At 61.6% G+C, this 25,966-nt stretch carries 23 protein-coding genes and 1 riboswitch; of the genes, 13 read left to right on the top strand and 10 right to left on the bottom strand.

The genetic code is table 11. The features are described 5' to 3' along the window. Positions 1-54 precede the first annotated feature (54 nt). The gene (locus WDB86_RS07395) at positions 55-390 is read right to left on the bottom strand and encodes a carboxymuconolactone decarboxylase family protein (protein ID WP_339109116.1); all 336 of its coding nucleotides are present in this window, start codon (positions 388-390) and stop codon (positions 55-57) included. A 177-nt stretch (positions 391-567) separates the two neighbouring features. Between WDB86_RS07395 and WDB86_RS07390 the strand changes: the two genes are divergently transcribed. Further along, positions 568-1,005 carry a hypothetical protein gene (locus WDB86_RS07390; RefSeq protein WP_406735597.1) on the top strand — a complete coding sequence of 146 codons (438 nt, stop codon included), beginning with the start codon at positions 568-570 and terminating at the stop codon, positions 1,003-1,005. A 52-nt stretch (positions 1,006-1,057) separates the two neighbouring features. On the opposite strand, the gene carB is transcribed toward WDB86_RS07390, so the two are convergent. Continuing rightward, the gene (gene carB / locus WDB86_RS07385) at positions 1,058-4,390 is read right to left on the bottom strand and encodes a carbamoyl-phosphate synthase large subunit (RefSeq protein ID WP_406735596.1); all 3,333 of its coding nucleotides are present in this window, start codon (positions 4,388-4,390) and stop codon (positions 1,058-1,060) included. Between the two features lie 232 nt (positions 4,391-4,622). After that, positions 4,623-4,865, bottom strand: coding sequence for a hypothetical protein (locus tag WDB86_RS07380; RefSeq protein ID WP_406735595.1), 243 nt, complete (start codon positions 4,863-4,865; stop codon positions 4,623-4,625). Between the two features lie 403 nt (positions 4,866-5,268). Between WDB86_RS07380 and aspS the strand changes: the two genes are divergently transcribed. Continuing rightward, on the top strand, positions 5,269-7,044 hold the full coding sequence (aspS, locus tag WDB86_RS07375) for an aspartate--tRNA ligase (protein ID WP_339109120.1): 1,776 nt from the start codon (positions 5,269-5,271) through the stop codon (positions 7,042-7,044). A 93-nt stretch (positions 7,045-7,137) separates the two neighbouring features. On the opposite strand, the gene WDB86_RS07370 is transcribed toward aspS, so the two are convergent. The 3 genes from WDB86_RS07370 to mce are packed head-to-tail and all read right to left on the bottom strand — an operon-like array spanning position 7,138 to position 8,022. Continuing rightward, the gene (locus WDB86_RS07370) at positions 7,138-7,308 is read right to left on the bottom strand and encodes a YqaE/Pmp3 family membrane protein (RefSeq protein ID WP_339109121.1); all 171 of its coding nucleotides are present in this window, start codon (positions 7,306-7,308) and stop codon (positions 7,138-7,140) included. A 54-nt stretch (positions 7,309-7,362) separates the two neighbouring features. Then, positions 7,363-7,614 carry a DUF167 domain-containing protein gene (locus tag WDB86_RS07365; protein ID WP_339109122.1) on the bottom strand — a complete coding sequence of 84 codons (252 nt, stop codon included), beginning with the start codon at positions 7,612-7,614 and terminating at the stop codon, positions 7,363-7,365. A gap of 3 nt (positions 7,615-7,617) precedes the next feature. Then, positions 7,618-8,022 (bottom strand): methylmalonyl-CoA epimerase, encoded by a 405-nt coding sequence (gene mce / locus WDB86_RS07360; protein ID WP_406735594.1) that lies wholly within the window; start codon positions 8,020-8,022, stop codon positions 7,618-7,620. Between the two features lie 178 nt (positions 8,023-8,200). On the opposite strand from mce, the gene WDB86_RS07355 reads away from it, so the two are divergent. Further along, a complete protein-coding gene (locus tag WDB86_RS07355; protein ID WP_339109124.1) occupies positions 8,201-8,911 on the top strand; it encodes a response regulator in 711 nt (236 codons plus the stop codon). Between the two features lie 7 nt (positions 8,912-8,918). On the opposite strand, the gene WDB86_RS07350 is transcribed toward WDB86_RS07355, so the two are convergent. The 4 genes from WDB86_RS07350 to WDB86_RS07335 form a co-directional block, all read right to left on the bottom strand. Continuing rightward, entirely contained in the window at positions 8,919-9,641 is a 723-nt protein-coding gene (locus WDB86_RS07350) for a GNAT family protein (RefSeq protein ID WP_339109125.1), read from the bottom strand. A 71-nt stretch (positions 9,642-9,712) separates the two neighbouring features. After that, positions 9,713-10,129: a DUF1489 domain-containing protein gene (locus WDB86_RS07345; protein ID WP_339109126.1), complete on the bottom strand. Its 417-nt coding sequence runs from the start codon at positions 10,127-10,129 to the stop codon at positions 9,713-9,715. A gap of 66 nt (positions 10,130-10,195) precedes the next feature. Continuing rightward, complete coding sequence (locus WDB86_RS07340; RefSeq protein ID WP_339109127.1) at positions 10,196-11,650, bottom strand: ATP-binding protein; 1,455 nt, start codon at positions 11,648-11,650, stop codon at positions 10,196-10,198. After that, positions 11,647-12,372: a response regulator transcription factor gene (locus tag WDB86_RS07335; protein ID WP_339109128.1), complete on the bottom strand. Its 726-nt coding sequence runs from the start codon at positions 12,370-12,372 to the stop codon at positions 11,647-11,649. Before WDB86_RS07335 ends, WDB86_RS07340 begins: the two co-directional genes overlap by 4 nt. 272 nt (positions 12,373-12,644) lie before the next feature. Here WDB86_RS07335 and WDB86_RS07330 point away from each other — a divergent pair, with 272 nt between their 5' ends. The 10 genes from WDB86_RS07330 to nadC all read left to right on the top strand — a co-directional run bounded on the left by WDB86_RS07330 (position 12,645) and on the right by nadC (position 25,957). Beyond that, positions 12,645-13,892, top strand: a complete 1,248-nt coding sequence (locus WDB86_RS07330; RefSeq protein ID WP_339109129.1) for an ABC transporter substrate-binding protein — start codon at positions 12,645-12,647, stop codon at positions 13,890-13,892. Positions 13,893-13,960: 68 nt separating this feature from the next. Next, positions 13,961-14,833, top strand: coding sequence for a sugar ABC transporter permease (locus WDB86_RS07325; RefSeq protein ID WP_339109130.1), 873 nt, complete (start codon positions 13,961-13,963; stop codon positions 14,831-14,833). Then, positions 14,826-15,716, top strand: coding sequence for a carbohydrate ABC transporter permease (locus WDB86_RS07320; RefSeq protein ID WP_406735593.1), 891 nt, complete (start codon positions 14,826-14,828; stop codon positions 15,714-15,716). Before WDB86_RS07325 ends, WDB86_RS07320 begins: the two co-directional genes overlap by 8 nt. A gap of 4 nt (positions 15,717-15,720) precedes the next feature. Then, positions 15,721-16,812, top strand: a complete 1,092-nt coding sequence (locus tag WDB86_RS07315; RefSeq protein WP_406735592.1) for an ABC transporter ATP-binding protein — start codon at positions 15,721-15,723, stop codon at positions 16,810-16,812. A gap of 334 nt (positions 16,813-17,146) precedes the next feature. Further along, a complete protein-coding gene (locus WDB86_RS07310) occupies positions 17,147-19,438 on the top strand; it encodes an arginine/lysine/ornithine decarboxylase (protein ID WP_339109133.1) in 2,292 nt (763 codons plus the stop codon). A 104-nt stretch (positions 19,439-19,542) separates the two neighbouring features. After that, the gene (locus WDB86_RS07305; RefSeq protein ID WP_406735591.1) at positions 19,543-20,196 is read left to right on the top strand and encodes an HAD family hydrolase; all 654 of its coding nucleotides are present in this window, start codon (positions 19,543-19,545) and stop codon (positions 20,194-20,196) included. A gap of 80 nt (positions 20,197-20,276) precedes the next feature. Continuing rightward, positions 20,277-20,367: riboswitch (glycine riboswitch) on the top strand. A gap of 171 nt (positions 20,368-20,538) precedes the next feature. After that, a complete protein-coding gene (gcvT, locus tag WDB86_RS07300; protein ID WP_406735590.1) occupies positions 20,539-21,639 on the top strand; it encodes a glycine cleavage system aminomethyltransferase GcvT in 1,101 nt (366 codons plus the stop codon). Between the two features lie 64 nt (positions 21,640-21,703). Next, positions 21,704-22,063: a glycine cleavage system protein GcvH gene (gene gcvH / locus WDB86_RS07295; RefSeq protein WP_339109476.1), complete on the top strand. Its 360-nt coding sequence runs from the start codon at positions 21,704-21,706 to the stop codon at positions 22,061-22,063. Positions 22,064-22,185: 122 nt separating this feature from the next. Beyond that, complete coding sequence (gcvP, locus tag WDB86_RS07290; RefSeq protein ID WP_406735589.1) at positions 22,186-25,017, top strand: aminomethyl-transferring glycine dehydrogenase; 2,832 nt, start codon at positions 22,186-22,188, stop codon at positions 25,015-25,017. A gap of 103 nt (positions 25,018-25,120) precedes the next feature. After that, positions 25,121-25,957 (top strand): carboxylating nicotinate-nucleotide diphosphorylase, encoded by an 837-nt coding sequence (gene nadC / locus WDB86_RS07285; RefSeq protein ID WP_339109137.1) that lies wholly within the window; start codon positions 25,121-25,123, stop codon positions 25,955-25,957. Positions 25,958-25,966 lie beyond the last annotated feature (9 nt).

Below are 25,966 nucleotides of genomic sequence, written 5' to 3'. Positions count from 1 at the left end.
GGAAATGTCATCCCCCCGTGAAGGGGAATGACAATGATATATCCGGAATGCGCGTTATCCTGCGAGTTCGTCCCATGCGGCCAGCGCGTGGCCCGCATACATGACCCCCGGGCCGCCGCTCATCTGGATGGCCATGCCCAGCACGTCGCCCAGTTCCTCGCGCGTGCCACCGGCTTTGCGGAACGCTTCCACATGGAACAGGATGCAGGGCTCGCATCTTTGTACCAGCGCCATTCCCAAGGCGAGCATCTCTTTTTGCTTTTTATCAAGCACGCCGCCTGTCTCGACATTCTCCGATAGGGTGCGAAACCCCTTCATTGTGTCCGGAATGGCCTGCGCCATTGTCCGCAACTCGCCGCGCATGGAGGAGATCTTGTCTGAATAGCTCATAATGGTCCTCATATTTAATGGTGTGAATATGAGGCCGAAGTTCAACGGGCCGCATTGATGCAGATCAAACCCACTTTTTTGATTTTGGAAACAAACCCGAGTTTATCAATTTTTTGTCCATCATTTCGGCGCATGCTGACGGGCAGGGAGAGAGGCACGAAACGACGGGAGGGAGAGATGTTTTTACGATATGGCACCTTGATGCTGATGGCGGGGCTTGCCTTGGGCGGGCCGTCGCGGGCAGAGCCGCGCGCCCAGCAGATCGCCACCTGTCTGGAGGCGCTGTCGGCCTATGGGGCATGGCTTGAACAGATCGAGGCCATGCGCCTTCCGGGGGTGATCAGCGGATTTTACGGCAGCCCCGCGCGCGAATTGGCGCGGGTCGATAACGGGCGGTATCTGTTGCTGGCCGAATTGGCGCAGGACCATTCCGACACCGAAATGCGCCCCTATTTCGACCACGTGGCCAACCCGTGGAAGGCGCGTCTGGCCGAGGCGGAGACGGCGGATTTCGCGACGCTCGGGCAGGGGCTCGGGGAAGAGGTGACAGCGTGTACCAAGGCCGTTTTCGCGCCCTCCTTGGCCGGATATCGTGAAGCGTTGAACAGGCAGTAGGTCATAAAAAAGGCGGCACCGGAGTGCCGCCCGTTTCTGGATGCAGGGCTGCTTAGGCTTGCAGCGAACGCACGATTACATCCCCTTCGGCGCGGCTCTTCATCGCGGCGACGGCTGCGATGGAACCGGCGGCCGTGGTGAAGTAGGGGATATGGTCATAAAGCGCAACCGAGCGGATTTCACGTGAATCAGAGATCGACTGCGTGCCCTCGGTCGTGTTGAACACGAGCGCGATCTGGCTGTCTTTCATACGGTCCACGATATTCGGACGGCCTTCATAGACCTTGTTGATCAGCTCTGCTTCGACGCCTTTCTCGGCCAGCCATTTGGCGGTGCCGCGGGTGGCGGTGATCGCAAAGCCCATCGAAATCAGGTCTTTCGCAGCCGAGGCCAGATCTTCCGACTTGTCGGCATCCTTGATCGACATGAACACACGGCCCTCGGTCGGCAGTTGGGTGCCTGCACCCATCTGTGCTTTCAGGAAGGCGCGCGGGAAGTTGCGGTCCCAGCCCATAACCTCGCCGGTCGAGCGCATTTCCGGACCAAGCAGCGTGTCCACACCCGGGAAGCGGGCGAAGGGCAGCACGGCTTCTTTTACCGAATACCAAGGGGTGATCGGATCGGCCAGCGTCATCTCGTCTGCGAAGGGCAGGTCGTCTTCGGGGCCCGCATCCGCCGGATAGGGCGCGCGCTCGGGGAAGGCCGACATCGGCTCGCCCGCCATCAGACGCGCGGCAATCGACGCAATCGCCGAGTCGGTCGCCTTGGCCACGAAGGGCACGGTACGCGAGGCACGCGGGTTGACCTCGAGCACATAGATCACGCCGTCCTTGATCGCGAATTGCACGTTCATCAGACCCTTGACGTTGAGACCCAGCGCCAGTTTCACCGTTTGCTCTTTCAGCTCGGCGATCATCTCTTTCGACAGCGAGTAGGGCGGCAGCGAGCAGGCCGAGTCGCCCGAGTGGACGCCCGCTTCCTCGATATGCTGCATGATGCCCGCCACATGGACGGTCTCGCCATCCGACAGCGCGTCCACGTCGATCTCGATGGCGCCGGTCAGGTAGCTGTCGAGCAGCACGGGGCTGTCGCCCGACACCACAACGGCGGTGTTGATATAGCGCTTGAGCTGTTCCAGATCGCGCACGATCTCCATCGCGCGGCCACCCAGAACATAGGACGGGCGGATCACCAGCGGATAGCCAACACGGCCCGCGATTTCATAGGCTTCGGCCTCGGAATGCGCGATGCCGTTGACCGGCTGCTTCAGGCCCAGATCATTGAGCAGCGCCTGGAAACGCTCGCGGTCTTCGGCAAGGTCGATCGCATCGGGCGTGGTGCCAAGGATCGGAATGCCTTCGGCTTCCAGCGCATTTGCCAGTTTCAGCGGCGTCTGGCCACCGAACTGCACGATCACGCCGTGTAGCGTGCCTTTATCCTGCTCCACGCGCAGGATTTCCAGCACATGTTCCAGCGTCAGCGGCTCGAAATAGAGACGGTCCGAGGTGTCATAATCGGTCGAGACGGTCTCGGGGTTGCAGTTGACCATGATGGTCTCGTAGCCCGCATCCGACAGCGCGAAACATGCATGGCAGCAGCAATAATCGAACTCGATGCCCTGACCGATCCGGTTCGGACCGCCACCCAGAATGACCACTTTCTTGCGGTCCGAGGGGCGCGCCTCGCATTCCACATCGCCCATCGCGGGGGCTTCATAGGTGGAATACATATAGGGGGTCTGTGCTTCGAATTCGGCGGCGCAGGTGTCGATACGCTTGAACGAGGCCACAACGCCAAGGTTGCGGCGCGCGCGGCGGACCTGACCTTCGGTGCGACCGGTCAGTTGCGCAAGGCGGGCATCGGTGAAGCCCATCATCTTGATCTTGCGCAGACCTTTCTCGTCCATCGGCAGGCCGTTCTTGCGGATATCGGCCTCGGCATCGATGATCTCGCGGATACGGTCAAGGAACCACGGATCGAAAGCGGTGGCCGCGATGATTTCGTCATTGGTCAGCCCGTGGCGCATGGCTTGCGCGATCAGACGCAGGCGGTCGGGGGTCTGTTTGGAGATTTCCTTGATCACAGCCGCCTTGTCAGGCGCGCCTGCGATTTCGATCTCGTCAAAGCCCGACAGGCCGGTTTCCAGCGAGGCCAGCGCCTTTTGCAGCGACTCGTGGAAGGTACGGCCGATGGCCATCGCCTCGCCCACGGATTTCATCGCGGTGGTCAGCGACGGCTCGGAGCCCGGGAATTTTTCAAAGGCGAAACGCGGGATCTTGGTGACGACATAGTCGATGGTCGGTTCAAACGACGCCGGCGTGACCTTGGTAATGTCGTTATCCAGCTCGTCGAGCGTATAGCCCACGGCCAGTTTCGCTGCAACTTTCGCGATCGGGAAGCCGGTGGCCTTGGAGGCCAGCGCCGAGGAACGCGACACGCGCGGGTTCATCTCGATCACGACCATACGGCCATCGGCGGGGTTGACCGCCCATTGCACGTTGGAACCACCGGTTTCCACGCCGATTTCGCGCAGCACGTTGATCGAATGGGTGCGCATCAGCTGGTATTCTTTATCGGTCAGCGTCAGGGCAGGGGCGATGGTGATCGAGTCGCCGGTATGCACGCCCATCGGGTCGATATTCTCGATGGCGCAGACGATGATCGCGTTATCCGCCTTGTCGCGGACCACTTCCATCTCGAATTCTTTCCAGCCCAGCAGGCTTTCATCGACAAGGATCTGCGCCACGGGCGAGGCATCCAGACCCGAGCGGCAGATGCGCTCGTAATCGTCGCGGTTATAGGCCACACCGCCGCCGGTGCCACCCATAGTGAAGGCGGGGCGGATAATCGCCGGAAGGCCGATGTGATCCAGCTCGGTCAGCGCCTGTTGCACGCCCGCATTGATGTCGAACTTGCCGTTCTCTTTCTTCGGCGCGGTGACGATGGTTGCCTTGGGGTTCTCGATGCCGAGACGGTCCATTGCCTCACGGAACAGCTTGCGGTCTTCGGCCATCTCGATGGCTTCGCGGTTCGCGCCGATCAGCTCGACGTTGAATTTCTCCAGCACGCCCATATCGGCCAAGGCCAGCGCGGTGTTCAGGCCGGTCTGGCCGCCCATGGTCGGCAGGATCGCATCGGGGCGTTCCTTCTCGACGATCTTGGCGACGACCTCGGGGGTGATCGGCTCGATATAGGTGGCATCGGCCATATGGGGGTCGGTCATGATCGTGGCGGGGTTCGAGTTCACCAGAATGACGCGGTAACCCTCTTCGCGCAGAGCCTTACAGGCCTGAGCGCCCGAATAGTCGAATTCGCAGGCTTGCCCGATAATGATAGGCCCTGCACCGATAATGAGGATGGACTTGATGTCAGTTCTCTTCGGCATGGTGCGGTTCCTTCGATTCGGCGCATAACAAAGGGCGCGGGCCTAGATGGCCTCACGCAAATTGGTTGGGGGTTATAGTCAGCCTGCGCCTCGGCGCAAGTCCTGATCTGCCCTCTTGCAAGGGGAATCCGCAAAAGCCCCGCTCCGGAAACCGGCAGGGTGCAGGGTTTGATCTGAAGGTTGGATCGGTCGGCCCGATTATTCTGCGCCTTCGGGCTGTGCCTTGCGGATTTCAGCCCGTGCAGCTTGGGTGTTTTGTATGGCTGCTGCCGTGCAGGGGGGGGGGCACGGCGCCCATTGGCTTGAGCGGCGGATTGTAGAAGTCATCACGGGTCGGAGGCGCGTCCCTGACCACGCTCAGATCGGGGTTGGGCACGATGCGGCGCGACAGTTCGGGGCCTTTTATGGTGATCTTTACGCCACGCTGCATCATGTGGCGGATAATGCGGTCCATAAGATGGTCCCAAGGCATCATCTCTCTCCTTCGTCACTGTCGTAACCACCGGGCCTTGGCAAAACCGGCCCAGGCGTGCTGTCTTGCAGGGTGGAGCGCTTGCACGGGGCGCGGCGTCGGCCCTGTTGCACGTGTTCGCGCCGTCAAGAGAGGAATCGAGAAGTGGCCGTGTGAATCCCTGCCGGACAGGGCGGGCGGTGTGGCACAGGATGCATGTGTTTTGCCTCCTTGCCCGCTAAATAGGCATGTAACAGCGCCTGTCCGCCGCGCTGCATGGGCCTGCCGTGCACAGAAAGCACCGCTGGCAGGCTTTGAAATCTCTTCCGGCCTTGACTTTCCTGCCCCCAGAATGTGTATCGGCGCAGAGCCGAACGCCCATGTTTCATGGGCCGATTTCGCGAGCCTAAACACTGAGGGAAGTCACATGCACGCCTATCGTTCCCATACCTGCGCCGATCTGAGCGCGGCCAATGCCGGTGAAACCGTCCGCCTGTCGGGCTGGGTGCATCGGGTGCGAGACCACGGTGGCGTGCTGTTCATCGACCTGCGCGACCATTACGGCATGACGCAAGTGCTGTGCGATGGCGACAGCCCCGCCTTCAAGGCGCTGGAAAAAGTGCGCTCGGAATGGGTGATCCGCATCGACGGGTCGGTGAAGCTGCGCGATGCCTCGCTTGTGAACCCCAAGATCCCGACCGGCGAGATCGAGGTCTATGTCCGCGATATCGAAGTGCTGGGCGAGGCCGCCGAGCTGCCGCTGCCGGTCTTTGGCGAACAGGACTATCCCGAAGAGACGCGCCTGACCTATCGCTTCCTCGACCTGCGCCGCGAGAACCTGCACAATAACATGATGCTGCGCTCGAATGTGGTGCGCAGCCTGCGCAACCGCATGTGGGATGCGAAGTTCAACGAATTCCAGACGCCGATCATCACCGCCTCCAGCCCCGAAGGCGCGCGTGACTTCCTTGTGCCCTCGCGTCTGCATCCGGGCAAATTCTACGCGCTGCCGCAGGCGCCGCAGCAGTTCAAACAGCTGATCATGGTCGCGGGCTTCGACCGTTACTTCCAGATCGCGCCCTGCTTCCGTGACGAGGACCCGCGCGCCGACCGTTCGCCCACCGACTTCTACCAGCTCGATGTCGAGATGTCCTTCGTCAACCAAGAAGACGTGTTTGCCGCCGTGCAGCCCGTTATTCAAGGCGTGTTTGAGGAATTCGGCAAAGGCAAGCGCGTCGATAGCGAATGGCCGCTGATCCCCTATAAGGAATCGCTGCTGAAATACGGTTCGGACAAGCCCGACCTGCGCAACCCGATCGAGATGCAGGTGGTTTCCGAGCATTTCGCAGGCTCCGGTTTTGCGATCTTCGCGAAGCTGCTGGAACAGGAAGGCACCGAGATCCGCGCCATCCCCGCGCCCAAGGGCGGCTCGCGCAAGTTCTGCGACCGTATGAACAAATTCGCGCAGGAGCAGGGTCTGCCGGGCATGGGCTATATCTTCTGGCGCAAGGCCGAGGATGGCTCGGTCGAGGCCGCAGGTCCGCTGGCCAAGAACATCGGCCCCGAACGCACTGAGGCGATCCGCAGCCAGTTGGGTCTGGGCGAGGGCGATGCGGCCTTCTTCCTTGGCGGCAAGCCCGAAAGCTTCGAGGGCGTGGCGGGGCGTGCGCGCAATGTCATCGGTGAAGAGCTGGGTCTGACCGAGAAGGACTGCTTCAAATTCGCATGGATCGTCGATTTCCCGATGTATGAGAAAGACGACGAGGGCAAGATCGACTTCAGCCACAACCCCTTCTCGATGCCGCAGGGCGGGTTGGAAGCGCTGGATGGCGACCCGCTGGATGTGCTGGGCTATCAGTATGACCTTGCCTGCAACGGCTACGAGCTGATCTCGGGCGCGATCCGGAATCACGATCTGGCGATCATGTATAAGGCCTTCGAGATCGCGGGTTATCCGCATTCCGAAGTCGAGAAGCGTTTCGGCGGTATGGTCAAAGCGTTCAAATATGGCGCTCCGCCCCACGGTGGTTGCGCGGCAGGGATCGACCGGATCGTGATGCTGCTGGCCGAAGAGCAGAACATTCGCGAAGTCATCATGTTCCCGATGAACCAGCGCGCCGAAGATCTGATGATGGGGGCCCCCTCGGAGCCGATGAACGAGCAGCTGCGCGAGTTGAACCTGCGCGTGATCCCGCAGGACTGAGCTCCGGCGTAATCCCGCCCTCTATCACGACATCAGAAAAGGGCCCCTTGGGGCCCTTTTTCACAATCGTTGATCCTGTCGTCTTGCGGGGTCTCAGGCGTGGCTGGGAGTGCGCGCGATCACCCAGACCGCATGGACGATGCCGGGAATGTAGCCCAGAATGGTCAGCAAGATATTGATCCAGAACTGTTTACCCAGTCCCACTTGCAGGAACACACCCAAAGGCGGCAGGATGATCGCCACGATGATGCGAATGAGGTCCATGTCGTTTCCTCCTGTGATTTGAAAGGAAAACGACGGGCGTGGGAAAAGGTTCCCTCAATCGAGGCGGAACACTTTCTGGCGGCTGGTCTGGCCACGCAGCAGCGTAAGGCGCGATTTCGCCACGCCCAGCGTCTTGGCCAGAAGCTTGGTGACGGCGGCATTGGCCTTGCCGTCTTCGGGCACGGTGGTCACATAGGCCCGCAGCCCGTCCTCGGCGAGGAGGATCGCATTGCGCGAGGCTTTGGGGGTCACGCGCAGCGCCACCTCGGCCCCGTTGGCAAATAAAGCAGCGATCTCCTCGCTCATGGGTCAGACCTGTTCCAGCTCGATCAGGCAGCCGTTGAAGTCCTTGGGATGTAAGAACAAAACAGGCTTGCCATGCGCTCCGATTTTCGGCTCGCCGGTGCCCAGAACACGCGCACCCTCGGCTTGCAGCTTGTCCCGCGCCGCCAGAATGTCATCGACTTCAAAGCACATATGGTGAATGCCGCCCGAAGGGTTCTTTTCCAGAAAGCTGTTGATGGGGCTGTTCGCGCCCAGCGGGTAGAGCAGTTCGATTTTCGTATTGGGCAACTCGATGAAGACCACGGTCACGCCGTGATCGGGCTCGTCCTGCGGTGCGCCGACCTTGGCCCCGAGCGTGTTCTCATATTGCGCCGCCGCTGCCTTGAGGTCCGGAACAGCGATTGCAACATGGTTAAGACGACCAATCATTTTTCCTCCTATGCGCCGGGAAATCTGGCGCTTTCTCCTGCGCGGGACGTTGCACCCCTTTGGCCCCGAGGTCAATCACGACCAAAAATGCAGGAAGCAGGTATGCGTTAACCGTCTGTTCACTCTATCTCGGCTTAACTCTCTATATACGCCGATTCACCTGACTGTGGAGACCGAGATGAGTGATGACCTTGCCGGCCTTATCGGCCAGCGCCCCGTAAACGCCGCCCGCCCGCTTCTGGGCCTGACGATTCTGGTCGTGGAAGATAGCCGCTATGCCTCCGAGGCGATGCGGCTACTGTGTCTGCGGTCGGGGGCGCGTATCCGGCGTGCGGATTGCCTGCGTTCGGCGCATCGTCACTTGCGCACCTACCGCCCGTCGGTGGTGATCGTCGATCTCGGGCTGCCTGATGGCTGCGGGGACGAGCTGATCCGCGAGATCAAGAATGCCGATCAGGCTCTGCCGGTGGTGTTGGGCACGTCTGGCGATACCGGCATGGAGGCCAAGGCCTTTAGCGCGGGGGCCGATGGTTTCCTGCCCAAGCCGGTTGAAAGCCTTGCCCTGTTCCAGCAGGCCGTGCTGTCTGTCCTGCCGCCCAGCGAGCGCCCGAAGATGCCGATCCTGCTGAATGATGCCACGATCAGCCCCGATCCCATCGCCTTGCGCGACGATCTGAACCATATGGCCGAAGTCCTTTCGGGGGCGCAGGATCCGGCCTCTCTGGGCTATGTCGCGCAATTCCTTTCGGGTGTGGCGCGCTCGGCGCGTGATGATGCTCTTGAGGATGCCGCCGTGGCACTGGGACGCGAGGGCGGGCCGTCGGATGCCGATATCACGCGCCTGTCGGGGATGGTACAGGACCGTCTTGCGGCGGGCAGCGCGTTCTGACGCAAGGCTATCCGCGGTGGTCCGCCAGTGCCGGATCGGACGATACCCGCACAAGTCGCGTCAGATCGGAAAGCCGTTCGATCTGCGTGCCACTTGCATCGAAATTCGACGGATCGAGCCAGGCGTAATACGCTTCGCGCAAGGCAGGCCAGTCCTTGTCGGTGGCTGCAAACCATGCCGTGTCGCGATTGCGTCCCTTGTAATGGAGCGCCTGCCGGAAGGTTCCCTCATAGCTCAGGCCCAGCCGTTCAGCAGCCCGCCGGGAGGGCAGGTTGCAGGCATCGCATTTCCACTCGAACCGGCGATAGCCTGCCTCGAAAGCCCATTCGATCATCCGGATGAAACCTTCGCTGGCGGCGCGGCTGCGCTGAAGCTGCGCGCCCAGCACAATGGAACCCAGTTCGATCGTGCCGATCTCGGGCGCGATACGGAGATAGCTTTGCAAACCGGCTGCCTGCCCTGTCACAGGGTCGATGACGGCATAGAACAGTGGATCTTTCGCGGCGATCTGTTCGTTGATCCAGCGGATGAAGGCGGTTTCGGCATGGAAGGGCCCGACAACCATATAATCCCACAAGGCATCATGATTATCCGCCAGTGCCTGATAGAGCGCGTGGGTATGCACGGATGACAGGCGTTCCAGATGCATGTAACGGCCTTCGATCCGCTCCGGTCCCGGAGGTGGCGGGGCAGTCCAATCGCCAAGCGGCGCACCAAAGGCTTTCGGCATCTTCTCTCCTGCGTTTTATCGAACGCTAGCGGGAGTTTGCCAAGCTGGCAATATGCAGATTGACAGCCGGTTCAGCGCAGCCCCAGTTCCGAAAGCGCACTTAGCAACTCGCGCGGTAGCGGCTCTTCGCGGGTCCGGCCTGCGGGCAGGTCTTTCGGGGCATCCTCGGGGCTCAGATAGCGCCAGCCCTGAAACGGGCGGCGGGGCAGGGCCTCGGTGCGGATGATCTTGCGGTCCAGCACGATGGCACAGCGCGCGATCCCGTCTTCGCCCATGCGCTCTTCCAGCCCGATGATTTTCTGCCGCGCCAGCACCGCGCCTTTGAAGACCCAGTAAAGCGAGCCGCCATCCAGCACCTCTTCGGCGCGTTTGGGCCACATGCGGGTGACATGTTCGGCGGGCGATGTGCCGAAACGGGCCTCCTGCCAAGTGGCAAGATCCTCGACCTTTTCGGCACCGACGCAAAGTTTGATAAGATGTTGGGGCATGGGCAATCAATCTGACCGTCTCTGGTAAGGCCCATATAGGCGCTACAGGCTGGGCCGACAACCGCGCTAGAGGCTGCGCGCGATGGTCAGCGTGACCCGAAGCCCCTGCGCGCCCTGCGCAAAGCGCAGATGGCCGTTATGGCTTTCGGCGACGGTTGCGGCAATGGTCAGCCCCAGACCATGCCCCGAAACCTGCGCCTCCTGTCCGCCGCGCTCGAAAGGGGCCACCAGGGCGGCGATCAGCTCGGGCTGGGCCGTGCCGCCTTCGTCCTCGATCACGATCATCGCCTCGCGCGAGCTGGCCTCCAGCCGCAATGTCGCGCGGCGACCGTATTTCAGCGCGTTATCCACCAGATTGGAAATCGCGCGTTGCAGCGCCATCGGGCGGGCCGTGACAAGGATCTGGCGCGCGCCCAGATGGCCATGCCCCGTCCGGCTGGAAAACAGGCTCTGGCCGCCGGTGCTTTCGATATCGGCCACGGGCTGCATTTCGACCGGCTGGCCGGAATCGTGGTAATTATCCACCAGCGCCTCGACCAGCGCGCCAAGGCTCAGTTGCCGCGGGGCTTCGACATCAAGTTCCGAGCGTGTATAGGCCAAGACGCCATCGATCATCTCGCTCATCCGCTCGATATCGGCGGTCAGCTTCTCGCGCAGGGCGTCATCCTCAATCAAGGCGGCCCGCAGGCGCAGCCGTGTTGCTGGCGATCCCAGATCGTGGCTGACCCCCGAGAGCACCATCAACCTTTTGGCCAGGCGCTGTTTTTCGGTGGTTAGATGCTGGTTGACGGCGGCGACTATGGTCGCAAGCTCGGCGGGGCCCTCATCCTCGTATATATCGGGGCCGCCCTGCATCTGGCGCTGGCCGAGCCGGGTGCCGAAATCGCGGAAACGCTGTGCCACACGGGCCGAGGCGATCAGCAGCGCGAGCAGGGCGAACCCGCCCAGAATGACGGCCTGCAGCCGCAGATCGGGCGGGGTGGCGTGGCAGCTCCACAGATCCGCGCCTGACAGCCGGAACCATTGTCCTTGCGAGTTGCGCATCACCACCAGTGGTGTGCCGCAATAGGTGGAGAGCAGGCGGGTGATCTGCCCGAACATCTCCTGCGCGGTGACATCGGGGCCGCTATTGAGCCGTGCCACGGGATAGGTGAGGCTGGGCGAGAGCACCCTGACCAGAGCCTGCGGCGCATTGGTGCCGCTGGGGTGCAGGCCCGTCACGGGGATATGGGTGATGCGGGCGGGGCGGGGGGCTTCAGGCAGCAAAAGGAACTGCCCGGCCTCGGCATGGGCGGCCTCGGTTGCGGAAAGCGGATGGGCCTGCAGGGCCTTGGGCATCGGTGCTCCGCTTTCGGTTGCGGCAAACAGCAGCTCTCCGGTCAGCTCGGCCCGGTCCAGATGTGCCTGCCATGCCCGCTGGCTGCTGATCCACAATCCGGTCGCCAGCGCCCCTGCCGCGAATGCCGCCAGCACCCAGAAAACCGCCATTGCCTTCAGGCTGGGATGGGACAGGGGCGTCATTCGGCCTCGTGGGTGACATCGCAGGCCAGCACGTAGCCGATCCCGCGTTCGGTCCGCAACAGGACAGGTGCTTTCGGATTGCGCTCGATCTTCGAACGTAGCCGCCCCACCAGCACATCAATGGCCCGCCCTGTCGGATCGGCCTCGGCCTGATCGGTGAGGGCGGCGGCAATCTCCTCGCGCGAAAGCGGGATGCGCGGATTGGCCAGAAGCGTCTTCAGCAGCGCCGTCTCGCGGGTGGACAGGATCACCTGATAGCCGTCAGGGGCATGGACCTCGTCGCGCCGCCCGTCATAGCGCCAGCCGTCGAAATGCCAGATGCCGGTGGACCGGCGGTAGCTGAGCGAGGGCGTGCGCCGTATCCGCCGCAGCACCGCCTTCACCCGCGCGATCAGCAGATCGGGGTTGAAGGGCTTGGCGATATAGTCATCGGCCCCCACTTCATAGCCCGCCATGCGCTGGTGATCGGCAGAGAGCGCCGAGACCAGAATGATCGGCAGGTCCTGCTCGGCCCGCAGGCGGGCACAGATTTCCACGCCATTCTCGTCGGCCAGCATCACATCCAGCAGGATCAGATCCACCCGATGCCCGTCCATATGGGCGCGGATCTCGGCCTCGTTCGCGGCAGGATGGGCGGCAAAGCCATTGCGTTGCAGGAATGTCACCATCATCTGTCGCATATCGGCATCGTCATCGACAACCAGCAGATGCGGTATCGCCATCGGTTCTCCTCCCCCCTGTCGCCTGCCCTGTCGCCGCATGGCCGCGTGTCTGCCCTGGCCAAACCGGCATGACGGTGCAAATCGCCCATCTCCGGCGGTCTTGGCCACCAGATATGTTTCCTTTGGTAACAAGATGTAACAAAGCGGGCAAGAAACCCACGCCGCAGCGCAGAAGTCCGGCGGTAACACCATTGCGAGAAAAGCTCGAGGTGGCGCTATACTGTCGGGGACCATGCGCTGGGGAGTGGCGCAGGTATTTGGGAGGATTTCGAATGAAACATATGACTGCATTTGCAGCCCTGTCGGCGGCAACCCTGACCGCGACTGTCGCCATGGCCGAGCCGCAGGCGGAAGTCCTGCACTGGTGGACATCGGGCGGCGAGGCCAAGGCCGTGGCCGTGCTGCAAAAGCAATTCAGCGACCGTGGCGGTGTCTGGACCGATATGCCGGTCGCCGGTGGCGGTGGCGATGCCGCGATGAGCGCGCTGCGGGCGCGTGTGCTGTCGGGCAATGCGCCGACCGCCGTGCAACTCAAGGGCCCCGCGATTCAGGAATGGTATGACGAGGGCGTGCTGGCCGATATCTCGGATGTGGCCGAGGCGCAGCATTGGGATGATGTGCTGCCCGCACAGATCGCCGAGCATATGAAATGCGACGGCCACTGGTGTGCCGCGCCGGTCAATGTGCACCGCGTGAACTGGGTCTGGGCCAATAAGTCGATCCTCGAGGCCAATGGCATCGAGATGCCCACCACCTGGGAGGAGTTCAACGCCGCTGCCGACAAGCTGAAGGCTGCAGGGATCACGCCTTTGGCGCATGGCGGTCAGGCATGGCAGGATGCAACCATCTTCGAAACCGTCGTGCTTGGCATTGGCGGCCCCGATTTCTACCAGAAGGCGCTCGTTGATCTGGACCCCGATGCGCTGACTTCGGACACGATGAAATCGGTCTTTGACGAGATGCGCAAACTGCGCGGCTATGTCGATGACAACTTCTCGGGTCGCGACTGGAACCTTGCCACCGCGATGGTCATGAATGGCGAGGCGGCGTTCCAGATCATGGGCGACTGGGCGAAGGGCGAGTTCCTTGCCGCAGGCAAAGAGCCGGGCGTGGATTTCGTCTGTGCGCCGACCCCGGGGGATGCGGGTTTCCTTTATAACGTCGACAGCTTCGCGATGTTCAAGGTGGATGGCAAAGACAAGCAGGATGGCCAGAAGCTGTTGGCCGAGCTGATCGTCGGCCCCTCCTTCCAGGAAACCTTCAACCTCAATAAGGGTTCGATTCCGGTGCGGACCGACGTGTCTCTGGACAAGTTCGACGATTGCGCCAAGAAATCCGCTGCCGATATGAAGGCCGATGGTGCGGCGGGCTCGCTTCTGCCGTCGATGGCGCATGGTATGGCGCTGCATGGTGCGCAATCGGGCGCGATCATGGATGTGGTCACCGCGCATTTCAACTCGGACATGTCGTCGGATGATGCCGTGAAAATGCTGGCGGATGCTGTCGCCAACTCGATGTAATCTGCCGATTACACCTTTGCCGTCCGATGCATGGCGTCGGGCGGCCCTCCAACTTTCAGGACATTCCTATGACCGACTGGCTTTCCCGCCATGTCCCAAAGATCGTGCTTGCGCCGACCTTCTTTGCGGTGCTGCTGTTCGTCTATGGTTTTATCGCGTGGACCGCGTGGGTGTCGTTTACCCGCTCGAAGCTGATGCCGCGCTATGACATCGACGGGCTGATCCAGTATGACAGGCTGTTTTCCAACCCGCGCTGGGATACGGCGCTGAACAATCTCTTCGTCTTTGGCGCGCTGTTCATCGTGATCTCGATGGTGCTGGGGCTGCTTCTGGCGATTTTCCTTGACCAGAAGATCCGCATCGAAGGCGCGTTGCGCACGATCTACCTTTACCCGATGGCGCTGTCGATGATTGTCACCGGCACCGCATGGAAATGGATCCTGAACCCCGGTCTGGGCATTCAGGCGATGGTGCAGGGCTGGGGCTTCCCGAATTTCAAATTCGACTGGCTGATCAATCCGAAGATGGCGCTTTATACCATCGTGCTGGCCGCGATCTGGCAGGCCTCGGGCTTTGTGATGGCGCTGTTTCTGGCCGGTCTGCGCTCGGTCGATGGCGAGATCATCAAGGCCGCCCAAGTGGATGGCATCCCGACATGGCGCGTCTATACCGCGATCATCATCCCCTCGATGGCGCCGATCTTCCTGTCGGCCTTCATCGTGCTGGCGCATCTGGCGATCAAGAGCTTCGATCTGGTCATCGCGCTGACCGGCGGCGGGCCGGGCTATGCGACCGATCTTCCGGCCACCTATATGTATGCGATGGCGTTTTCGCGCGGCGATCTGGGGCAGGCGGCTTCGAGCGCCATGATCATGATGGGCGTCGTTTTTGCTATCGTGGTTCCCTATCTCTATTCGGAATTGAGGGCGAAACATGACTGATATGCCGCTTCCCCGCTCTCAAGGCTCGCTTCTGGGGCGCCGTCTCCTGCGCTGGGGCCTTTATGCGATGCTCTGCCTCTTCGCGCTTTACTACCTGCTGCCGCTCTTCGTGATGCTGACCACCTCGCTCAAAAGCCTCGAGGAAATCCGCACCGGATCCTTGGTGGCCCTGCCGCGCGAGATCACCTTTGACGCATGGTCCAAAGCTTGGTCGGGTGCCTGCACGGGCATCCAATGCGAGGGGCTGAAGCCCTTTTTCTGGAATTCCATCCTGATCTCGGTGCCCGGCGTGCTGATCTCGACCATCATTGGCGCGATGAACGGCTATGTCTTTGCCCAATGGCGGTTCAGGGGCGCGAATCTCTTCTTCGCCTTCCTGCTGTTTGGCTGCTTCATCCCGTTTCAGGTGGTGCTGCTGCCGATGGCGCGGATGCTGGGGATCTTCGGCATGGCCGGCACCATTCCGGGGCTGATCTTCGTGCATACGATCTATGGTTTAGGCTTCACCACGCTGTTTTTCCGCAACTATTACGTCACCATCCCGCATGAGCTGGTGCGGGCGGCCAAAATCGACGGGGCGGGGTTTTTCCGTATCTTCTGGTCGATCTTCCTGCCGCTGTCGCTGCCGATCTGCGTGGTGACGATCATCTGGCAGTTCACCCAGATCTGGAACGACTTCCTGTTCGGGGTGTCCTTCAGCTCGGCGGGCAGCCAGCCGATTACCGTGGCGCTCAACAATATCGTCAACTCCACCACCGGCGTGAAAGAATATAACGTGGATATGGCGGCTGCGATCATCGCGGGCCTGCCGACGCTCCTCGTCTATATCGTCGCCGGCAAATATTTCATCCGCGGGCTGACCGCCGGTTCCGTGAAAGGCTGATCTCATGGCTCCTATCCTTGACATCAAACATCTGCGTAAAAGCTACGGCGCGACCGAAATCCTGAAGGATATCAACGTCTCTATCGAGAAGGGCGATTTCCTTGTGCTGGTCGGGCCGTCGGGCTGCGGCAAGTCGACCCTCTTGAACTGTATCGCGGGGCTCGAGGAGATCTCGGGCGGAACGGTCGAAATTGACGGGCGCGATATGACTCATGTCAGCCCGAAAGACCGTGACATCGCGATGGTGTTCCAATCTTATGCGCTTTACCCCACCATGTCGGTCGCCAAGAATATCACCTTCGGCATGAAGGTGCGCGGCGTCCCGCAGGACGAACAGGACCGCAAGCTGGCCGAAGTGGCGAAACAGTTGCAGATCGAGGCGCTTCTGAAGCGCCGTCCGGGGCAGCTTTCGGGTGGTCAGCGCCAGCGGGTGGCGATGGGTCGGGCGCTGGTGCGCGATCCGGCGCTGTTTCTCTTTGACGAGCCGCTGTCGAACCTTGACGCCAAGCTGCGGGTCGAAATGCGGTCGGAAATCAAGAAGCTGCATCACCGGCTTGGGGCGTCGATGGTCTATGTGACCCATGACCAGATCGAGGCGATGACGCTGGCCACCAAGATCGTGGTGATGAAGGGCGGCGTGATCCAGCAGATCGGCACCCCTGCCGAGATCTACAACCATCCCGCCAATACCTTTGTCGCCGATTTCATGGGCAGCCCGCCGATGAACCTGATCCCCGTGAAAACCCAAACGACCGGCAATGGCGCGCAGGTCGAGATTGCCCGCGACGGGATGGAGCCGATTGTCCTGAACGTGCCGCGCAGCGATCTGCCTGCCGAGGTGCTGATGGGCGTGCGCCCCGAAGACCTTGCCGAGGCGGGCTATCGCGCGGGCAGTTCCGTCCAGCGCGCGCAGATCCGTGTGGATATGGTCGAACCTGCGGGGGCCGATACCTATGTGACCACCCAGATGGGGGGGCGCATGATCACCGCGCGTCTGCACGCCGAAACGCTGGCTCATGCGGGCGAGTTGCTGGATCTGGAATTCGATCTGGACAAGGTGACCTTCTTCGAACCCCAAAGTGGCGCGCGGCTATAAGCGCGTCTTGGGGCGGGCCTCTGTCAGGTGGCCTGCCCCCGCGCGTCCTTCGGGGGCGGTCGGGCGGTACGAACGCCACGGGGCTTGCGGTGCAAAGCTGTGGATATCTTGTCGGAAATCGGGCTTTGGCCGCGTTTCCTGCAAATAGCGTCTTGCCAAGTTTGGATGTTTCGTGATCCTCGGCTTCGTGATCTGCTATGGTCGGGTTATCCTGAGTGATGGCTTGACGCTCGTCTTATGAGCAGTGACAAACAGGCAACCGCTCGTTTTGCCAGCAGGGTCAGCGGATGACCCTGCTGGCCCTTTGCAGACGCCATCCCTCAAGGAGAGTGTGATGAAGTTCCGTTTCCCCATTGTCATCATCGACGAGGATTTCCGTTCGGAGAATTCGTCAGGCCTCGGCATTCGCGCCTTGGCCGAAGCCATTGAAACCGAAGGGTTCGAGGTGCTGGGCGCCACGAGCTACGGCGATCTGTCGCAATTCGCCCAGCAACAATCGCGCGCCTCGGCTTTTGTGCTGTCGATTGACGACGAGGAATTCACCCCCGGTCCCGATCTGGACCCTGCGGTGATGAACCTGCGCAATTTCATCGAGGAGGTGCGTTGGAAAAACCCCGATGTGCCGATCTATGTCTATGGCGAGACCAAGACCTCGCGCCATCTGCCCAATGACATCCTGCGCGAGCTGCACGGCTTTATCCATATGTTCGAGGATACGCCGGAATTTGTCGCCCGCCATATCGTGCGCGAGGCGAAATCCTATCTGGAAAGCATCCAGCCGCCCTTCTTCAAGGCGCTTCTGGATTATGCCGAGGACGGGTCCTATTCGTGGCATTGTCCGGGGCATTCAGGCGGCGTGGCCTTCCTGAAATCGCCCATCGGCCAGATGTATCACCAGTTCTATGGCGAGAACATGCTGCGCGCCGATGTCTGCAATGCGGTGGAAGAATTGGGCCAGCTTCTGGACCATAACGGCGCGATTGGCGCATCTGAACGCAATGCCGCGCGGATCTTCAATTCGGACCATTGTTTCTTCGTGACCAATGGCACCTCGACGTCCAACAAGATCGTCTGGCATCATACGGTGGCACCGGGCGATGTGGTGGTGGTGGACCGCAACTGCCACAAATCGATCCTGCATTCGATCATCATGACGGGGGCTATACCGGTTTTCCTGAAGCCCACGCGCAACCATTTCGGCATCATCGGCCCGATCCCGAAATCCGAATTCACGATGGAGTCGATCCGCGCGAAAATTGCCGCCAACCCTCTGCTGGCCGGCAAGGACAAGGAAGAGGCCACGCCCCGCATCCTGACCCTGACGCAATCGACCTATGATGGCGTGCTCTACAATACCGAAGACATCAAGGAGATGCTCGACGGCCATATCGAGAACCTGCATTTTGACGAGGCATGGCTGCCGCATGCGGCCTTCCACCCGTTCTATGGCCGCTTCCATGCGATGGGCCGCAAGCGCGGGCGCACCAAGAAATCGGTCACCTATGCGACGCAATCGGTGCATAAGCTCCTGGCGGGAATTTCTCAGGCTAGCCATGTGCTGGTGCAGGATAGCGAGGAGATCAAGCTGGACCGGAGCCTCTTCAACGAGGCCTATCTGATGCATACCTCGACCTCGCCGCAATATTCGATCATCGCGTCCTGCGATGTGGCGGCGGCGATGATGGAGCCGCCGGGCGGCACTGCGCTGGTGGAAGAGAGCATCGTCGAGAGCCTCAACTTCCGCCGTGCAATGGCCAAGGTCGATGAGGAATATGCCGCGGACTGGTGGTTCAAGGTCTGGGGGCCGGAAGATTTCGACCATAATTCCGATGGTATGGGGCAGGCCCGCGACTGGGTTCTGAAGAAAACCGATGCCGAGGGTGTGGAAACCGGCGGTGGCGACAGCTGGCACGGCTTTGGCGATATGGCGCCCGGTTTCAACATGCTGGACCCGATCAAGGCGACCATCGTGACGCCGGGTCTGAACCTTGACGGGCGCTTTGACGACTGGGGGATTCCGGCCTCTATCGTGACCAAATATCTGGCCGAACATGGCGTGGTGGTCGAGAAAACGGGCCTTTATTCCTTCTTCATCCTGTTTACGATCGGCATCACCAAGGGCCGCTGGAACACGCTTCTGACGGCGCTCCAGCAGTTCAAGGATGATTTCGACAAGAACCAGCCGCTCTGGCGGGCGATGCCCGAGTTCTGCCACAAGCAGCCGCGTTATGAACGGATGGGGCTGCGCGACCTGTGCGATCATGTCCATAAGCTTTACGCAAAATACGATGTGGCGAAGCTCTCGACCGAGATCTATCTGTCGGATCTGACGCCCTCGATGACGCCAGCCGATGCGTTCTCGCATATCGCGCGGCGCACCACGCAGCGGGTGCCGATCGATGATCTGGAAGGCCGCATCACCACCTCGCTTGTGACGCCTTATCCGCCGGGCATTCCGCTGTTGATCCCCGGCGAGGTCTTCAACAAACGCATCGTGGATTACCTCAAGTTCAACCGTGAATTTGCCCGTGAATGCCCCGGTTTCGAGACCGATATCCACGGTCTGGTGCAGGAGACCGGCCCCGACGGCCAGATCCAGTATTTCGCGGATTGCGTGGCCGAATAGGCCCCTGTTCCCTGCGTCATCCGGCCGGATCGGGTGACGCTGCCGCCCCCTGGCATGACCGACCCGTGCGTGAGACCGATGCGCAGACCACACAGGAGCCGACCATGAGCTTTCCCCATCAGGCCATCTTCTGGGATATCGATGGCACACTTGCCGATAGCGAGCCGGTGCATGAGCGTTCGTTCCATCAGGCCATCAAAGGTTTGGGGCTCAGCCTGCCCGACGATCTGCATGACCGCATTCTGGGGCTGAGCGAGGAGGTCTGCCACGCGTTTCTGGTCGATCACTGTGGTCTGCGGATGGATCTGGCCGACTGGACCCATCGTCGCCATGCGATCTATATGGGGATGCTGGGCGAGGTGGCCGCCTTTCCCAGGGCGCTGCAGATCTGGGCCGGGCTGGAGGCGGCCGGAATCGCCCAGATGCCGGTCTCCAATTCCGACCGCAGGCTGGTGATGGCCAATCTGGATGTGCTCGGTCTGAGCCGTCCGCGGATGAAGCTGGTCAGCCGCAATGATGTGCGTGCAGGCAAACCCGCCCCCGAGCCTTACCTGCGTGCGGCATGGTTGCTTGAACTGGACCCGACCACCTGCGCGGTGGTCGAGGACAGCCCGACGGGCGTGCAGGCCGGACGGGCCGCGGGCATGACCGTTTATGCCGCCCCCGATATGGCGCCTGCCTTACGTGAAAAGCTGGATCTGCCCTGCGCGCTAAGCCTTCTGGACGGGCTTCCGGCGCAGGCGGCACCTGTCGCCTAAAGTCGCAAATTATCGCGCAAGCGTCGGTTTTGCGTAAAAATCACTTGCTCTGTCGCAGCGGATCGGGCATCCCTCAGCCAACAGCCGCTACGGGAGAATCCGGCCATCGCGCCGGTGCCGAAGGAGCAACCGCCCCGGGAAACTCTCAGGCAAAAGGACCGAACGGCTACAGACTCTGGAGAGAGGCGCGGGAAACTGCGTCCGCCGAAGGAATAACATTCTCAGGCGCCTGAGACCCGTATAGGGTCGGGCAGGGACAGATGGGGCATCGAGCGGTTGCAGGGCTTTCCTGCGACGAAACACATCGATGCCGGGGATCCGGCTTTATATAAGGAGATCCCGATGACGGAGCTCTTGCGCACGGATCTATATGATCTGCATGTGTTTTTGGGTGCCAAGATGGTGCCTTTCGCTGGCTGGGAAATGCCCGTGCAATACCCTATGGGCGTGATGAAGGAACATCTTCACACCCGCGCCGAGGCCGGTCTGTTCGATGTCTCGCATATGGGGCAGGTGATCGTGCCCTTGTCAGCCATTGACGCGCTGGAAGCGCTGATCCCTGTCGATATCGCGGGGCTGAAGGAAGGCCGCCAGCGTTATGGCATTTTCACCAATGAAACGGGCGGCATTCTGGACGATCTGATGATCGCACGTAAATCCGACCATCTGTTTCTGGTGGTCAATGCCGCCTGTGCCGAGGCCGATATCGCCCATCTTCAGGCCCATCTGCCGGAAGTCACCGTTATCCGCGACCGCGCCTTGATCGCGCTGCAAGGCCCCAAGGCCGAGGCCGCTTTGGCCCGCCTGATGCCCTCCGTGGCCGAGATGCGCTTCATGGATGTGGCAGAGGCCGAATGGAACGGACAGGTGCTGTGGATCTCGCGCTCGGGCTATACCGGCGAGGATGGCTACGAGATTTCGGTGCCCTCTGCGGTGGCAGTAAGCTTCACGCAGGCGCTGCTGGAGATGGAAGAGGTTGCGCCCATCGGTCTGGGCGCGCGCGACAGCCTGCGCCTTGAGGCGGGTCTGTGCCTTTATGGCCATGATCTTGACCCCGATACCACGCCGGTCGAAGGCAATATCGCATGGGCCATCCAGAAGGTCCGCCGCAAGGGCGGTGCCCGCGAGGGCGGCTTCCCTGGGGCAGATCGCATTCTGGCGCAGTTGGAAACAGGCGCCTCCCGCCGCCGTATGGGTCTGCGCCCTGAAGGCCGCGCCCCCATGCGCGAGGGCGTCGAGGTCTTTGACGCGCCCGAAGGCGGCAGCAGGATCGGCACGATCACCTCGGGCGGTTTCGGCCCCTCGGTCGGCGCGCCCATCGCGATGGCCTATCTGCCCTCCACCCTGACCGAAGGCGATACCGTCTGGGGCGAGGTCCGCGGCAAGCGCCTGCCTGCCAAGGTGGCGGCGATGCCTTTCCAAGTGCAAACCTACAAACGTTAAACCTACCTTCGTGCCCTAGGCACAAGCATCATCACATAGGCATCATCATACAGGGGAACGCATGATGAAATTCACCGAAGAGCATGAGTGGCTCCGCGTCGAGGGCGATCTGGTTGTTGTCGGCATCACCGAGCATGCCTCCGAGCAGCTTGGCGATGTGGTCTTTGTCGAACTGCCCGAGCCCGGCACGCAAGTGGCCAAGGGCGACGAGATCTGCGTGATCGAGTCGGTCAAAGCGGCGTCTGACATCAGCGCCCCCGTTGATGGCGAAGTGGTCGAGGTCAATGACGCGCTGGCCGATAATCCCGCGCTGGTCAACGAAGACCCGCTGGAAGGCGCATGGTTCTTCAAGATGAAGCTCGAGGACATGGACCAGCTCGACGCCTTCATGGACGAAGACGAATATAAAGACTTCATCGGCTGATTGGCCGGTCGGACGGGCCCTTTTCGGGCCCGTTCCTTCTCGGGCCTTTCTTCACGGGTCCGCCTCTCTCGGTCCGCATGTTGCGGGCCGGACGTTTCCCCTATTGGAACAGGTGCTGCGCTATGCCCTTTACCCCTTCCGCCTATAATACCTATGATTTCGCCAATCGTCGCCACATCGGCCCCAGCCCCTCGGAAATGGCCGAGATGCTGAAGGTGGTGGGCGTGCAGACGCTTGATCAGCTGATCGACGAGACCGTGCCTGCGGGCATCCGCCAGAAGGACGCGCTGTCATGGGCGCCCCTGTCGGAATACCGCCTGCTTGAGAAAATGCGCGAGGTGGCGGGCAAGAACCGCGTGATGACCTCGCTGATCGGGCAGGGCTATTACGGCACTGTCACGCCCCCCGCGATCCAGCGCAATATCCTTGAGAACCCCGCTTGGTACACGGCCTATACGCCCTATCAGCCCGAGATCGCGCAGGGCCGTCTTGAGGCGCTTCTGAACTACCAGACGATGGTTTCGGACCTGACCGGCCTGCCGGTGGCCAATGCCTCCCTGCTGGATGAGGCAACTGCGGCGGCCGAGGCGATGGCCATGGCGCAGCGCGCGTCCAAGTCGAAGGCCAAGGCGTTCTTTGTGGATATCAACTGCCACCCGCAGACGATTGCCGTGATCGAGACCCGTGCGCAGCCATTGGGCATCGAGATCCTCAAGGGCGAGCCGGAAGAGCTGGTGGCCGATCAGGTCTTCGGCGCCATCTTCCAATATCCGGGCACTCTGGGCCATGTGCGTGATTTCACCGCTCAATGCGAGGCGCTGCATGAGGCCAAAGCCGTGGCCGTGGTCGCCACCGATCTTCTGGCGCTTTGTGTGCTGAAAGAGCCGGGCACGATGGGCGCCGATATTGCGGTCGGTTCCGCGCAGCGCTTTGGCGTGCCGATGGGCTATGGTGGCCCGCATGCCGCCTTCATGTCCTGCCGCGATGCGTTCAAACGGTCCATGCCGGGGCGGATTGTCGGCGTGTCGATCGACGCCAAGGGCAATAAGGCCTACCGCCTTGCGCTGCAGACGCGCGAACAGCATATCCGCCGCGAGAAGGCGACCTCGAATGTCTGTACCGCGCAGGCTCTCTTGGCGGTGATGGCGTCCTTCTATGCCGTCTTCCACGGTCCGATGGGCCTGAAGGCGATTGCGGAATCGGTGCATTACCATGCCGTGCGTCTGCGCGATGCGCTGGTGGCGGCAGGGGCCGATGTGCAGCCCGAAGCCTTCTTTGACACGCTGACCGTGCGCGTGGGTGTGGGTCAGCAGGGCATCATGGCCGCCGCCCGTCACCGTGGGCTGAACCTGCGCAAGGTCGGCACCGACCGCGTGGGGATTTCGGTCGATGAGCTCACCGATGAGGGCGTTCTGACCCGCCTGCTGGACGCCTTCGGGATCACCGAAGCAGCGCCTACAGAGGTCGAGCGTGGCTTCCCCGAGGCGCTAGTGCGTGAAAGCGATTACCTCACCCATCCGGTCTTCCAGATGAACCGCGCCGAATCCGAGATGATGCGCTATATGCGTCGCCTCTCGGACCGCGATCTGGCGCTGGATCGCGCGATGATCCCGCTTGGGTCCTGCACGATGAAGCTCAATGCCGCCGCAGAGATGATGCCGATCACCTGGCCGGAATTCGGCTCGCTGCATCCTTTTGCGCCGCGCAATCAGGCCGAGGGCTATCATGAGGCGATTGCCGATCTGACGGAAAAGCTGTGCGAGATCACCGGCTATGACGCGTTCTCCATGCAGCCCAATTCGGGCGCGCAGGGGGAATATGCGGGGCTTCTGACCATTGCCGCCTATCACAAGGCGCGCGGTGAAGAGCATCGCAACATCTGCCTGATCCCCGTCTCGGCGCATGGCACCAATCCGGCCTCGGCGCAGATGGCGGGGATGAAGGTCGTGGTGGTGAAATCCGCGCCCAATGGCGATGTGGATATCGAGGATTTCGAGGCCAAGGCTCTGGAGGCAGGGGCCAATCTGGCGGCCTGCATGATCACCTATCCCTCGACCCACGGCGTCTTCGAGGAAACCGTCCGCACAATCTGCGAGATTACCCATAAGCATGGCGGTCAGGTCTATCTGGACGGGGCCAATATGAATGCGATGGTGGGTCTGGTGAAACCGGGCGAGGTCGGCTCGGATGTCAGCCACCTCAACCTGCATAAAACCTTCGCCATCCCGCATGGCGGCGGCGGTCCGGGCATGGGGCCGATTGGCGTGAAGGCGCATCTGGCACCCTATCTGCCCGGTCACCCCGAAGAAGGCACCGAGGGCACGGTCTCGGCGGCGCCCTATGGCTCGGCCTCTATCCTGCTGATCTCATGGGCCTATTGCCTGATGATGGGCGGCGAGGGTCTGGCGCAGGCGACCCGTGTGGCGATCCTGAACGCCAATTACATCGCCTCGCGCCTGAAAGGCGATTACCCGATCCTGTTCATGGGCAATCGTGGCCGTGTGGCGCATGAGTGCATCCTTGATACACGTGGCTTTGCCGATGTGGGGGTCACGGTGGATGATCTGGCCAAGCGTCTGGTGGATAACGGTTTCCACGCGCCGACCATGTCCTTCCCCGTGGCGGGCACGCTGATGGTGGAGCCGACCGAGTCGGAAACCAAGGCGGAAATCGACCGCTTCATCACGGCGCTGCTGGCGATCCGCGAGGAAGTGCGCGCAGTGGAAAATGGCGAGATCTCGGCGGAAGACAGCCCGCTGCGCCATGCCCCGCATACGGTTGAAGACCTCGTGGCCGAATGGGACCGCGCCTATACGCGCGAGGCGGGCTGCTTCCCGCCCGGGTCGTTCCGCGAGGATAAATACTGGCCGCCGGTGGGGCGTGTGGACAACGTGCATGGCGACCGCAATCTGATCTGTATCTGCCCGCCGCCCGAGGCCTATGCGGCAGAATGATCCATAAGAGGGGGCGATAGCGCCCCCTTTTTCTTTGGCCTTTCGGCCTCTTTTGCTTGGGCGCATGACAGGGTAGAAACCGGCAAACCGGAGGAGGACCCCGATGCTTTACGATATGCGCAAGCTCGACGCCCAGATCGCGCTCTGGCTCGATGAGGATTGTGGCCAGTTCGATCTGACCGCGAAGATCATGGTGGAGGAGGACGCGCAGGGGCGGTTCGCCTTTAACGCGCGCGAGGATATGGTGCTGGCAGGGCTGCCGATGGCCGCGCGCGTGTTCCGCCATCTGGACCCGAAACTGAAGCTGGAGGCTTTGGCCGAGGAAGGCGAGCGGATCGAGGCGGGCACCACTTTCGCCATCATTCAGGGCAATGCGCAGGCGATCCTGACGGGTGAGCGTGTCGCGCTGAACCTGATGCAGCGGATGTGCGGCATTGCCACTCTGACCGCCGCCTATGTGGCCGAGATCAAGGGCACGGGGGCGTTTCTGGTGGATACGCGCAAGACCACGCCGGGGCTGCGCGGGCTTGAGAAATATGCGGTCACCTGTGGCGGCGGGCGCAACCACCGCCTCAGCCTTGATGGGGGCATCATGTTGAAAGACAACCATATCGCGGTGGCCGGATCGATCACTTTGGCGGTGGCACGCGCCAAGGCGGCAGCACCCGTTCTGACCAAGATCGAGGTCGAATGCGACCGTCTGGAGCAGGTCGAAGAGGCGCTGGCGGCGGGGGCTGATGTCATCATGCTGGATAATATGAGCAATGACGAGATGCGCGCGGCGGTCAGGCTGGTGGGCGGGCGCGTGCCGCTGGAATGTTCGGGCGGGGTGCGGCTGGACACGATCCGCGCCAAGGCGGAAACCGGCGTCGATTTCATCTCGGTCGGACGTATTACCCAAAGCGCGCCCTGCGTCGATATCGGGCTGGATGACCTGTAAGGTTTTCAT

Source organism: Thioclava sp. GXIMD4215 (genome assembly GCF_045291555.1).
Lineage (GTDB): Bacteria > Pseudomonadota > Alphaproteobacteria > Rhodobacterales > Rhodobacteraceae > Thioclava > Thioclava litoralis.
Note: the sequence above shows the minus strand (reverse complement) of the source record. Positions and strands in the feature narration are given on the sequence as shown.